At 35.9% G+C, this 12,475-nt stretch carries 10 protein-coding genes and 1 pseudogene; 4 read left to right on the forward strand and 7 right to left on the reverse strand.

All coding sequences use genetic code 11. The annotated features are described in order from the left end of the window. Positions 1–253: 253 nt before the first annotated feature. From ABXT67_RS14270 to ABXT67_RS14290, 5 genes and pseudogenes are all read right to left on the reverse strand, one after another. Positions 254–514: pseudogene (locus ABXT67_RS14270) on the reverse strand (hypothetical protein); the annotation flags it as partial. Positions 515–548: 34 nt separating this feature from the next. After that, positions 549–1,859, reverse strand: a complete 1,311-nt coding sequence (locus ABXT67_RS14275) for a hypothetical protein (RefSeq protein ID WP_415374709.1) — start codon at positions 1,857–1,859, stop codon at positions 549–551. Positions 1,860–2,066: 207 nt separating this feature from the next. Continuing rightward, positions 2,067–2,336, reverse strand: a complete 270-nt coding sequence (locus ABXT67_RS14280) for a hypothetical protein (protein WP_415374710.1) — start codon at positions 2,334–2,336, stop codon at positions 2,067–2,069. A 247-nt stretch (positions 2,337–2,583) separates the two neighbouring features. Continuing rightward, positions 2,584–5,076 (reverse strand): ABC transporter permease, encoded by a 2,493-nt coding sequence (locus ABXT67_RS14285; RefSeq protein WP_415377005.1) that lies wholly within the window; start codon positions 5,074–5,076, stop codon positions 2,584–2,586. A 47-nt stretch (positions 5,077–5,123) separates the two neighbouring features. After that, entirely contained in the window at positions 5,124–5,813 is a 690-nt protein-coding gene (locus tag ABXT67_RS14290; RefSeq protein ID WP_415374711.1) for an ABC transporter ATP-binding protein, read from the reverse strand. A 26-nt stretch (positions 5,814–5,839) separates the two neighbouring features. Between ABXT67_RS14290 and ABXT67_RS14295 the strand changes: the two genes are divergently transcribed. The 4 genes from ABXT67_RS14295 to ABXT67_RS14310 all read left to right on the forward strand — a co-directional run bounded on the left by ABXT67_RS14295 (position 5,840) and on the right by ABXT67_RS14310 (position 10,056). Continuing rightward, positions 5,840–6,586 carry an arylesterase gene (locus ABXT67_RS14295; RefSeq protein ID WP_415374712.1) on the forward strand — a complete coding sequence of 249 codons (747 nt, stop codon included), beginning with the start codon at positions 5,840–5,842 and terminating at the stop codon, positions 6,584–6,586. 315 nt (positions 6,587–6,901) lie between these two features. Then, a complete protein-coding gene (locus ABXT67_RS14300; protein WP_415374713.1) occupies positions 6,902–7,462 on the forward strand; it encodes a DUF4494 domain-containing protein in 561 nt (186 codons plus the stop codon). Between the two features lie 927 nt (positions 7,463–8,389). Further along, the gene (locus ABXT67_RS14305; protein ID WP_415374714.1) at positions 8,390–9,004 is read left to right on the forward strand and encodes a hypothetical protein; all 615 of its coding nucleotides are present in this window, start codon (positions 8,390–8,392) and stop codon (positions 9,002–9,004) included. Positions 9,005–9,006: 2 nt separating this feature from the next. Then, a complete protein-coding gene (locus ABXT67_RS14310) occupies positions 9,007–10,056 on the forward strand; it encodes an alpha/beta fold hydrolase (protein WP_415374715.1) in 1,050 nt (349 codons plus the stop codon). 264 nt (positions 10,057–10,320) lie between these two features. Here ABXT67_RS14310 and ABXT67_RS14315 read toward each other — a convergent pair whose 3' ends face one another. Beyond that, a complete protein-coding gene (locus ABXT67_RS14315) occupies positions 10,321–11,856 on the reverse strand; it encodes an SDR family NAD(P)-dependent oxidoreductase (protein ID WP_415374716.1) in 1,536 nt (511 codons plus the stop codon). Positions 11,857–12,044: 188 nt separating this feature from the next. After that, positions 12,045–12,236 (reverse strand): cold-shock protein, encoded by a 192-nt coding sequence (locus ABXT67_RS14320; RefSeq protein ID WP_415374717.1) that lies wholly within the window; start codon positions 12,234–12,236, stop codon positions 12,045–12,047. Positions 12,237–12,475 lie beyond the last annotated feature (239 nt).

The following is a 12,475-nucleotide window of genomic DNA, read 5'->3' on the forward strand; positions in this document are numbered from 1 at the left end:
TCAAAAATACTACATATCACTTTAGATAGGCGTTTAACAACCCATACAAAACCTATACAAACGTGATGAAAGCCCTATAAATAAGTATAACTGGTTATTTTAAGAGTACTTTAACGCTGCTTGTTTTAACAAGATTTAAATTTTTCCCGTTGTATATTTTATCAAAATTATCACGAATTTTAGATACTAAACTTAAATGTAATGCACGATACAATTGGTTTTTGTGAAGATTAAAAAATTAGGAATCTGATTATTAGACTTTTAATATCCACCAATCTTCAATCGGTTTATACGCGAAATGTTCACCTCCAATTGAAGCTTCAAACATTAATCCTCTTGTGGCTTGAGCGAAGACTGTATCTCCAAATGAATAGGATATATCAGCAGATGTCCTTTTTTTAAGAGCCACGGCAGAAACCTCTCCATCTAATTTCAATTTCTTATTAAATAATTTTTCAAAGGCCTCTTCGTTTTGGAAGAAAATGACCTCGCCATATTTTTGAACACCGAACGGTAAACCAAGAGTTAACTATTTCATTTTATGTATTTTACTCTAATGTGTTGAATTCAATTATATAAGGTTTTAGCGGAATTCCTTTTTCCGTTCTAAAATTACTTGAAATCAAAAGTTGATATTTCTTCTTTGATTCTAAATCAACTTTCATAGTCCAGGATTGATTGTTTGATGACCAAAACCTATCAATTATTTTAGGAAAATAGTCTTTACCTAGTTCACCATAATCTACTCCAGTATTATAACCACTGAGGGGTGCAGAAAATTCAATAGTAATTTCTTTAATATTTGGAAGAACTAATTTGCTATTGTTTTCGAATTGTTCAATTCTTAAAACCGTAGGCCGGTTTTTTTCAAAATCATCATAAAGTTCTTGTAGCGATTGAGAAAAGAAATTGGTCCTATCTACAAAATCTTCAATTTGAGTTTCGTTCGTATAATCCAACTCAATCATTTCTTTTATTGCCGCTTGTTTATTTTCTGCAGTATTATAATTTATTTCAGCGATTGCGTACCCTATATAATAACCTAAATCTCTTGTTTCAAATTCATTTGGAAAATCACTCCAAAGCCAATGATGAACATTGTTTCCATAAAATAGTTCTTCCTCAAATTTCTTCTTTATGTTCTCGTTTTGTTTCCCGTAACCTATGGCGGGAGCTGCTGATGGAATCCCCATTGCAGTGACAGAAACAAATTCTGCAATTCCTTCGTGCAAGCAATAAGAAAGAAGATTATGAACAAGTTCATTTTGTTGTGTATGAACATATTCGTGAACATTAAGAAGTACTAAATCATTGATTGGATTGCTATCGAAATATGCACGCCTTCCCGCTTTAATTTTTTCAGGAAATTCAGATGTCACCGTATTTTTATCTGCCATTGCAATTTCACTTCCTATGAGAACTAGACTATCTAAATAGGTTCCTCCTGTGCGCAATGCTCCAATAGTAAAATACATTTTTGCAGGTTTTAATGCTGGATATACCGTTTTTATTTTTTCAATCCCGTTATTTAATTCAGCAGCATAATTGCCAATTTTTAAGGTGTTTTCTCGTATTGACTTCCAAAATTTTGGATAGTTATTTATGGCATTGATATAATCTTCATGGGTGTAATTTCTTGCTTGTATTATACCTTTTAAACCTACGGTCCCTTTTTTAATATAAAGGCTGTCTAGATATTTGTATTGTAAGACTGAATCTTGAGTAGTGGTAATTTGATCATATGCATTCCAAAAATTATCAAGATCGGATGTAATGATATTTTGATTTGTCTCGTCTTTTATTTCGTCACATCCAAGAGAGCATAACATAAAAAGCACAATTATAATTACGTATTTCATTTTATATTTTTTATAATGGTAGCATTTGTATGTAATTATATTTGGAGTTATTGTATTTTAAATATGATTTTTTTCTCTCCGTGGTTTTTCTAAAGTTTCACTATTTCGATCAAAATTAATTTCAGATTAAACTAGAAATAGGATTACATTATTATACATTCAAGTCTTTTTTTAAGATGCCTGAAGCTTTAAGTTATAATTATTTAATTAAATGACATCAGCTACTTTCTCCAAGACATAGTGCAATATGCCTAAAATAATGGTCAAGATAACAATAATTATAAAACGAATTAGTGTTGAATCTTTAACATTTTTTAACTTTTTATTAAAGTAAAAAACATCTGCGATAATAAATAGTAACGCGATAACACATCCTATCATTGCTCCTATATGAAAAAAAGCATATTCGTAAAATAAATCTAAAAAATAATTAAAACCTAGAGAAGGTTCTTGCCGAGCTTCTAAAATAATTCTCATTTAACAAAAAGCAGCTAGTATGGCAATTATAGTCCAAAAAAAGTATGTTGTAATCCGTTTTAAAACATCTATAGTTGCAGTTTCTAGATGCTAGTATTGTATTACGTGTTCAATTATCTATTTGATTAGCACTCATAGGCGATGTATTCCTATCTTTTACAGCTGCCTCAGTAGGCGAACATTTAATCCTTAGTATGCATACTAGATACAAGGAAATTCTTAATTACAAATTAGATGTTAAAGCCCATCAAACCTCCTTCCGCAGCACTTCTAAGGGAGAACTTCTTAAAACGCTCTGGATATTACTCAATCCAATGGCCAATACCATTAGCGATATCCCTGGCAGAAAAACTAAAAAAGGGATTGCCGAAGGTATAAAGGGTTCTTTGAAAACAAATAGTGCCAAGAGTAAACTGCTTACCAATGCCAAAAGGATCCCTACCAAACTCCCCAAAATACCTAAGAACAAATATTCTAGTGTAGCAATTTGTAATATTTGCGAGTTCTTTGCGCCCAAAGTTCTAAGCAAGACGCTTTCCTTGATCCGCTGGTATTTACTGTTGCGCACAGATCCCATCAACACAATAATACCCGTAAGAATGCTAAAAAACGCCATAAAATTGATAATCCAAGACACCTTATTTAAGATATCTTCTACGAGGGTATACACCTGCCTAAGATCTATAATCGTCACATTTGGGAATTTAGCCACCAGATCGCGTTGCAAGGCTGCCGAGCTTTCATCATTGGGAGCATAGGTAGATAACACATTAAATTGTGGTGCATTTTCTAAGACCCCCTTTGGAAACACAATGGAAAAATTGAGTTGTAAGCGTCCCCAATCTACTTTCCGGATACTCCCAACCGTGGTTTCCATAAGCACTCCTTGTACATTAAAAATAATAGGGTCGCCCACCGTTACTTTGGCGTCAGCGGCAAGATTGTCAGAGATCGAAATTTTTATGGCGTCTGCTAGGGTTTGTTCAGGAGTCCACTCCCCTTCCATAATCTCTTCAGAGGGGATAAGTCCCGCCCGATAGGTGGTTCTAAATTCGTGATTTAAGATCCAACCTTTTATTTTACTGGTTGTATCCTGCCGCAGGGCATTCACTAATTTTCCCTTAATACTGTACATTCGCATCGTTACCAAAGGTATGTTGTCAAGAACGTTTAGGTTGTTGGCATCAAATGTTTTTTCAATGGCCTCCAGTTGGTCATTTTGTACATCTAAGGTAATGATATTGGCATTTTCAGAAGTCTGACTCACCTCCGTTTTGGACAATAAAATGTCTTTGGTAAAATATAAAGTGCTAATCAAAAAAGTCCCTAAACCAATGGCCACAATTAACACAACCGTTTGGTTATTTGGACGAAATAAGTTTAATAAACTTTGTCGAACCGTAAAACCTGCACGTTTCGGGAAATAGGCTTTCACAGCTTTCATTAATACTACGGCAATTCCTGCTAGTATGGCAAAGGTCACCAAAACACCAAACACAAAGGCAAGTGAAAATACGGCATCCTCAAGCAACCAAAACGAAAATAAAAACAAGAATAAAACGATCACAGCAAAGACCACAAACCGCGCTTTTTTTGGTTTTTCTAAAGGAATGCCACCAATGCGAAGCACTTCTAAAGGGGATACATACCAGGTGCGCATGAGCGGTAATAAGGCAAATAACACTGACATAAGAAAACCAAGTAAAACCCCCATAACTAATGGTTGTATGGTGATGCTTACATCAAGGTCAAAGGGTAAAAACTCCTTTAAAACATAAGGAAAAAGTTCCTGAAGGCCGGCGCCAACGAGGGAGCCTATGAAACCACCAATGATTCCTATTCCAGAAATTTGTATGAGAAATATTAAAAAACTCTGTCTTCTGGTAGCGCCCATACATTTTAAAACGGCTACCGCTTTTAGTTTTTCCTTAATATAAATATTCACAGAGCTTGCAATCCCTATACATCCCAATAACAAGGCAATAAATGCGGCGAGATTCAAGAATTTCCCCACATTATCATACCGTTGCCCTAAACGTTCACTCGTGCTTGTGTGGGTATCAAAATCGGTGTTTTCTGCATCCAACATAGGATCCAGTTCTTTATCTAAGATCTTTAAATCTACTAATGGCGCTTTGTAAAAAAACTGATATTCTTTTCTGCTCCCAAATTGCAGAAGCTCCGTTTGTTCGAGATAGCGATACGGAATCACAATGGGTGGCGCTACATAAGCAGCCATGGCAGAACTCCCGGGAATGCCTTTTAAAGCACCGGCAATGGGCAAGGTAATCTCCCCTATTTTTATGGAATCGCCAGGTTTTATATCATATTGGAGCATCAGGGTCGCATCTACTAAAGCACCTCCCTTTTCTTGGTAGTTAGCAGCAGCAGCAGCGGGTTGGGTTCTAATAGTACCGTAAAACGGAAAGTCGCCTTGCAAGCCTTTAACACGTACCAACTTGGTCCCGCCATTCTTCGGAAAGGCAACCATAGACACAAAATTAATTGCGGAAGCATCGGGTCCTAAAGAATCAATAATCTCCTGCGCGCGCTTATTCGGAACTTGATTGCTGTCAATAATAAAATCAGCACCCATTAAGGATTTGGACTGTAACTGAATATTGTCCTTAAGATTTTGACTAAACAACTGTATGGAAACTACCGCCGCAATCCCCAAAATAATGGACGCCATAAAAAGTAATAAGCGCACCCTACTTGCTTTTGCATCGCGCCAAGCCATTTTAAAAAGCCAAGCTGTGTTGCTTTTTGATGTGAATTTTGTTGTACTCAAAATATTGCGGTAGGTTCGTTATTCATAATTTGTCCACCTTTTAGTCTCAAAATTTGTTGGGTTCTGTTGGCGAGGTCTAAATCGTGAGAAATAATCACTAAGGTTGTTCCTGCGTCTTTATTAAGATCAAACAGCAGTTGGATGACTTTCTCTCCAGTTTCTTCGTCTAAATTACCAGTAGGTTCATCAGCAAATAAGATAGAAGGTCTATTTGAAAAAGCCCTTGCCAAGGCCACACGTTGTTGTTCTCCTCCAGATAACTGAGAGGGATAATGATGAATGCGATCGAGTAAACCTACCTTTTCTAAGAGTGCCATAGCATTTTTTGCGGCATCTTTAGCGCCTTGTAATTCTAGCGGAACACTCACATTTTCGAGTGCCGTTAACGTGGGTAGTAATTGGAAGTTTTGAAATATAAAACCAACTTCCTTATTTCGCAGTTGTGCGCGCTCATCTTCGGTCAATGCACTTAAATTATGACCACATAATTCTACGGTACCTGCATCTGGTTTATCTAATCCAGCACACAATCCTAGTAAGGTCGTTTTTCCACTTCCTGAAGGACCAATAATAGAAAAAGTTTGTCCTTTTTCAACATCAAAAGACACATTTTGCAAAACCGTTAATTGTTTAGAACCGCTGGTATATGTCTTTTCTAGCCCGTTAATCTTTAATATCTTTGCCATATATATTTTAAATTATTCCGCAAATTATGCAGACGCTTACAAGTATACAAAGGTTCTTAAATGCAGCGCATTGTATGGAATGGAAATTCTTAAAGTTTTGTTATTTCGCAATCTCTTTACTGTTCCTCTCTTGCGGTAATACAGGCGAAACAAAAGAGAAGGCAAAAACAGCTGCACCTGCCCCTAAGGAAACTCCTATTGCGGAAACAAGTTCAAAGAAGACCCTCCTATGTTTTGGAGATAGCATCACCGCCGGTTATGGGCTAGATGATAATAACGATGCTTTCCCGGCAGTACTTCAAACTAAGATTGACTCCTTAGGCTTGGATTATGTCGTTGTAAATTCTGGATTAAGTGGCGAAACCACGGCTGGTGGAAGAAGTAGAATAGAATGGGTGCTCAATCAAGATATTGATATATTTCTTTTAGAACTGGGCGCTAATGATGGATTGCGAGGGGTTCCTTTAACCGAAACTCGAGTCAACCTACAAACTATTATTGACGTGGTTCGTGCTAAAAACCCCGCTACGATTATTGTTTTAGCTGGGATGGAATTACCACCAAATATGGGGAAAGAATACACGACTGAATTCAGATCCATTTTCTCAGATTTGGCGAAAAAGAATGATCTAGCATTTATTCCCTTTATCTTAAAAGATGTTGGAGGTATTGCTCAATTGAATCAAAGTGATGGCATACATCCTACGGTTGAAGGTCATAAAATTCTAGCAACGACCGTTTGGGAAATTTTAGAAACGGTAATGAAGCCTTAGTTAAAAGCTTGTTCATTGCGATGTGAACCCTTAATCTCGTTCCCTGAACCTGTCTATTCACTCCCATTCTAGTCTCGTAAAAGTGGATTCCAGTGCCTTATAAAAATAAGTTTTGACAAAAAAATAGTACGACAACGTGAAACCATTACTTGTTTTTAAAAACCATAAACAACGCCAATCAATCTTTTATACCTCTTAAGTCCCTCACGCTAAAAGCGATGAAAGAAGGGTCTTGAAATTGTGAATATTTATTCTCTTTTTTGACGCTGTCACCTAGAGCGAAACCCTATATTTGGAATCCTTAAAAAAAAAGATATGAGCGCAACTTGGTATGAGTGTAAGGTAAAATATAGAAAACTGGATCAAACGTCTGGCATCCAGAAGATGAAGACGGAACCCTTTTTAGTAGATGCTATTTCCTACACAGAGGCAGAGGCTAGAATTACCGAAGAAATATCAGCCTATTTAACAGATAGCGATGAAATTAAGATCACAAACATAAAAGTGGCCAACTATGCTGAAATTCATCCATTTGAAAATTCAGACAGGTGGTTTAAGTCTCGTGTTTCCTTAATTGCATTTGATGAAGAAAGTGGCAAGGAGCGCAAAACAAATTTATATTTATTGGTACAAGCCAATAATGTTAAGGAGGCTTTTGACAATACAATGGAAACAATGAAAGATACGATGGGAGATTTCACCATCCCTGCGATTTCAGAATCCCCTATTATGGATGTATTTCCCTATTTTTCTGGTGAAGAAGACGAATTAGAACGTATAAAAAACTTCACAGCACTAAAAGATTCTGTATCTATAAATGTGAGTATGGATGAAAACTTAGAGATGGCAGATGTTCTTGCTGTCGAAAGTAAGTAAGCAAGTAAAAAATACCGTAACAAAAATAAGAACAGGCACTATCCACTATGGAGAATAGTAGAGGACATTTTTGTTGTTTGGTCCATTTTATTAAACGTCCGCCTTTGAAATAATATGAGCGGTTCTTAGCTCGTTGCTCATAAAATTGCTTTTACGATATCTCAAGAGGATTATTTCGATTTCCATTTTTGATTAGATACTGCTTGTTGTCAACATTTCATTTAGGTTTATTGTGTAATCTTAGGCTTTAATAGGATATTATAGACCGTACATTACTTTCAAAATCGCGGTTACAAGCATACCTCGAACAGTCTAAAATTGAGGTGCCATTTTAAGCTGATGTTATAAATAAACATCACTATGAAACTCTTTTATTACCACTCCAAGCTGAACTTGTAGATTTTCAAAATGCGTGCAGAAAGCAGAAAAAAGATGCTGCCATCATTGAAACCTTCAATGTTTTTGGAAAAGCAGGAACTATACCGCATTTTTCAGAGTGTCTAAGCCCTCTTTCTATATAGATTAGCCGATTCGTGAAAAAAATGGAAGTTTAGACCTGCAGTTCAAAAAAGTTAAGATTTTTGGAAAGAATATGGTTCTTATAAATAAATAAAAGTTTGCTCGTATTAATGCCATCAATTAAAGAAAGTATTAAACGCACAACAACGTTTTATGATATCTAAAGATCCTTAAAAGTTACAAGGCGCTACCTTTTTGACAAAACTGTAGCATAGATATTTACACGAACCAACTTTATCTTCAAGGCTCTGCGGGAGCCTATTCCTATTATCCTCCTATTGTTTCTGTAACAAGGAGATTGCTTTTGTCGTCTATTAAAAGAAATTATTTTTTTATAAGTCCATAGTATCTAATGATTATCTTCCTGATGAAATTATAAGCCTATTAAAAATTTATTTTAAAAACCAAATGAAGCAAACACTACTAACCTACTTCCTGTTTTTTAATATTTCAGCAATCATAGCACAAGAGTCACCCCCTATAGAACGCTCATTCTTAGACCAAACAGAATTTAAAGTAGGCTACACAGGGAATCTAATTTGGAACAACGGTTTGCAATTAGGCGCCGAATATCTATTGAAAGAAAAGGTGAAAATTAAAGTAAAGAAACGAGGCCCAAAAACAATTATAAACCAATGGTTAATTGATGGAAATTTCGGTGTTACTACCAACTTTAGCTCTAGAACAGATACTGGTGTCTTTGCTAATTTTGGACTCATGTGGAGAAGAACAAATAAAAAAGGCAAACAATTAAGTATTGGATTAAACCCCGTAGGATATTATCGCTCCTTTTTACCTCAAACCTATGAAGTAAACGGAGATGACGTGAACAAGGTGTTTCTTCCTGGCAGAAACTACTACGCCCCTTCTCTATCTATTGGAATAGGTAGATTTAGAAAAGGTAAAAAAATTACAGGCAGGTATTTAAATCTTAACCTTCGATTGCGAACACACTTTAATACGACTACACTGCCTGCTATTTCATTACAATACGGCTTCCGTTTTAACTTTAATAAGAAATAATTATGAAAAATACCATCAACATTTCAGCAACTTTAGTTGTTCTTATTTTTTCTATGTTTTGTTTTCATTCTTGTTTTCAGGACGATGCCTTAGACAACCTAAGCGAAACCTTAATTGTACGCCATAAAAACGCAGATATGCCAGCGTATATTTATGGTAACGGGTCTGAGAAAGTATTCTTAGTTACCTTACATGGAGGGCCTGGAGGCCTTGGGCTAGGATTTCGAAGTAAGATGTTCAAAGAGCAAATAGAAAAGCAATGTGCAGTGGTTTATTTTGACCAGCGAGGTTCTGGAATGTCGCAAGGAGGTTATTCTGAAGAGGATATTAATATTGATATCATGGCAGAAGATATCCTCGCTCTTGTCAAAGTAATCAAACATAAATATGGCAATGATTGCCGTTTTATTCTATTGGGTCATAGCTGGGGAGGTGCTTTAGGAACTGCTACCTTATTAAAAGATCAAAATGAATTTCTAGGTTGGATTGAAGTAGATGGTGCGCATAACCCAGCGGGCGCCTATTTGGAGTACATCGCAAATTTTGAGCGTATGGCAAACGAGCAGATCGCATTGGGCAATAGTGAAGCATATTGGGAATCTGTTAAGGAGCTCATCCTCCAGGTAGATGATACCGTCTATAATGACGACGATTTTTTCAGAATGAATATCGAGGCTTTTGAAGCAGAAAAAACACTTAGAAGAGATGCTGTTATTAATAGCGGTGATGACGATGTAGAAATCTTTTTTGACTACAATATATTTACTGCTTTATGGAACACCATAACCATCCAAGATATATTTGCAGAACAGGGCCTTTTTAGAGAAATAAACTATACAAGTAGACTCTCAGAAATTACCATACCATCTTTATTTCTTTGGGGGAAGTACGATATGGTAGTGCCTGCAACCTTTGGGCAAGAGGCTTTTGATAACATAGGTACTACCTATAAAAAGTTGGTGATTTTTGAGCGGTCAGGACACTCACCAATGAATACGGAATCAGATTTATTTGCCCAAGAGGTTATTGCGTTTATTGAGGCGAATAAGTAGCTGGTTAGTTGTTTTTTTTTACTTCGGAAATAGTATTGATTTGATCACTCTTTCACAATCATAGAAACAAAGATATTTCTAGTAGTTTCCTGTTAAAAATAACAAGTGCGAATATTATTTAATTACCTAGTCATCTGTAAATTCTTCATAAGCTTCTATTAAAGGATTTTATGTTATACAAAAAGGGGGTTTTAGAATCACTAGTTCTTTATTAAAATCTAATTCATTTCTAGAGAAATCATTTAAAGTTAAACCAGTGACTATCTACCAATCAATAGGAAAATAATCCTTCAAAAATTTACCACACCAATGTTTACCTGTGTTAATACCATCAATTAAAGGATCCATCACACGGGCTGCGCCATCTACAATATCTAATGGCGGTTGAAAATCGTGGACTTCTACTTTCTTCATAGACAATTCAGCCGGATCTTCATCTGTAACCCAACCTGTATCTACCGCATTCATATAAATACCAGATTTAGCGAAGGTTGCTGCAGAGGTATGTGTTAACATATTTAAAGCTGCTTTGGCCATATTGGTATGTGGATGACGGTCTTCTTTTTTAAATCTATGGAACTTTCCTTCCATAGCCGAAACATTAATAATATGCTTTTTACCTGTATTTTCTTTCATCATTACGTTAGACAAACGGTTGCATAAAACAAAGGGAGCAACTGCATTTACCAACTGTACCTCTACCATCTCGGTCGTTTCTATTTCCCCTAATTTTAAACGCCAACTATTTGTTTTCCGTAAGTCTACTTGTTGTAGATCTGCATCTAATTGCCCTTCTGGAAACACTTCAGTGGTTTGTAGTGTATTGTCAAAGCTATAAGGTATTTGAGATAACTCGGCTGAGTTACGCAAACCAATGCCAGGTTCTGGGCCGTGCCAAGTTACTGGCAGGGCATTATTCGCATTCATTTTTGATGTACCAATACTTAAATTTGATAATTCTTCTAAACAGCTTTCGTGATCTTTTAATAAAGGCTGTGCAAGTAAGGGCAATTTATCAATTGGCAGTTTTTCATTTTCCATTAAATGAAAATAAAAGCCAGAGGGTCTTCGCACGGTTTGTGCTGCATTGTTAATTAGAATATCTAAGCGATCGTATTTCTGCTCTATATAATTACAGAAAATTTCTACACTGGGTATGTGCCGTAAATCAAGGCCGTGAATATGCAATCGATCGCTCCATTGCTTGTAATCGTCTTCTTTAGAAAATCGGATGGCAGAATCTGCTGGAAAACGTGTAGTCGCAACAACAGTAGCACCAGAACGTAATAGCATAAGGGTAATATGATAGCCTATTTTTAATCGAGAGCCAGTAATTATAGCGACCTGATCCTTTAAATTTGTAGTTTGAAAGCGTTTTGTATAGTTTAAATCACCACACGTTGTGCACATCGTGTCATAAAAATGATGCAACCTCGTATAGACTGTTTTACAAACGTAACAGTTTCTTGGTGATTCTAATTCTAATGTGTCATTTGGAATTGCTGCTGCAGCTAGTAGTTTTGGTGCCACAAATAAGGTTGCTTCTCTGGCAGAGCGAATTCCTGTTGTTTTTCTTGCGTGGGTATCTTTAGCGATCATTTTACGTTTCGCCGCTTTTTTAGCGTCCTTTCGCCTGCGTTGAAACTCATCACGATTTGGTCTGGTTAATCCTCCAGCAGCTTTAAAAAGTGATACTCGTTGTTCTTCTGGCAATTCGAAGAGCTGATTGGTATCTTCCAATAACCCTTGTAACGTAGCAATACAGGATTCTATGTCAAAATCACTAATGGTTTTACTCATAACAACTACCTACTTTTATTCTTTTAGAGATTTGAAACAATATTAAGTTCTGTTTCGAAATCTTAAAACTGTGAAGCTATAAAGGGAATTTCTGAAAAGCCGAACATTCTCTTAGGTGCCTAGACTATTGTATACTAAAAGAGCCCATCTATTAAGATGGGCTCTTTCTGAAAATATATGGATATATATTAAAGAACTTTTACGTTTACCGCGTTTAATCCTTTGTTTCCTTCTTGTAAATCGAATTCAACTTCGTCACCTTCTCTAATCTCATCGATTAATCCAGAAATGTGTACAAAATGGTCTTTATCTACACCTTCTTCAGTGATGAATCCAAAACCTTTAGTGTCGTTGAAAAATTTTACTGTTCCTTTACTCATTGTAATGTAATTTAATTTATTAATACTTATTAGATGGCAAAGATAGTGCCATTAATCGTAGTATGCAACCATTATATCTTTCGATATACATTTTCTCTTCATTTCTACCTTATTTCGTTAAAAAAAACGTATGTATTTAAAAGCTATTCGACCTATCTAGCTAGGCTACTATTGGGCTAACGTGCAATCTTAGTAGATTTAGCCGAAGCATCTGTAAGTTTGACAAGATAAGCCATATA

Source organism: Patiriisocius sp. Uisw_017 (assembly GCF_047731265.1).
In the GTDB taxonomy this organism is placed as follows: Bacteria; Bacteroidota; Bacteroidia; order Flavobacteriales; family Flavobacteriaceae; genus Patiriisocius.

What these genes read in the sequence shown, in the direction of transcription:
- ABXT67_RS14305 (WP_415374714.1), top strand. Translation starts at nt 8,390, where the DNA reads ATGAAGCAAACACTACTAACCTACTTCCTGTTTTTTAATATTTCAGCA.
- ABXT67_RS14285 (WP_415377005.1), bottom strand. Translation starts at nt 5,076, where the DNA reads ATGGCTTGGCGCGATGCAAAAGCAAGTAGGGTGCGCTTATTACTTTTT.
- ABXT67_RS14300 (WP_415374713.1), top strand. Translation starts at nt 6,902, where the DNA reads ATGAGCGCAACTTGGTATGAGTGTAAGGTAAAATATAGAAAACTGGAT.
- ABXT67_RS14295 (WP_415374712.1), top strand. Translation starts at nt 5,840, where the DNA reads ATGCAGACGCTTACAAGTATACAAAGGTTCTTAAATGCAGCGCATTGT.
- ABXT67_RS14315 (WP_415374716.1), bottom strand. Translation starts at nt 11,856, where the DNA reads ATGAGTAAAACCATTAGTGATTTTGACATAGAATCCTGTATTGCTACG.
- ABXT67_RS14280 (WP_415374710.1), bottom strand. Translation starts at nt 2,336, where the DNA reads ATGAGAATTATTTTAGAAGCTCGGCAAGAACCTTCTCTAGGTTTTAAT.
- ABXT67_RS14310 (WP_415374715.1), top strand. Translation starts at nt 9,007, where the DNA reads ATGAAAAATACCATCAACATTTCAGCAACTTTAGTTGTTCTTATTTTT.
- ABXT67_RS14320 (WP_415374717.1), bottom strand. Translation starts at nt 12,236, where the DNA reads ATGAGTAAAGGAACAGTAAAATTTTTCAACGACACTAAAGGTTTTGGA.
- ABXT67_RS14275 (WP_415374709.1), bottom strand. Translation starts at nt 1,859, where the DNA reads ATGAAATACGTAATTATAATTGTGCTTTTTATGTTATGCTCTCTTGGA.
- ABXT67_RS14290 (WP_415374711.1), bottom strand. Translation starts at nt 5,813, where the DNA reads ATGGCAAAGATATTAAAGATTAACGGGCTAGAAAAGACATATACCAGC.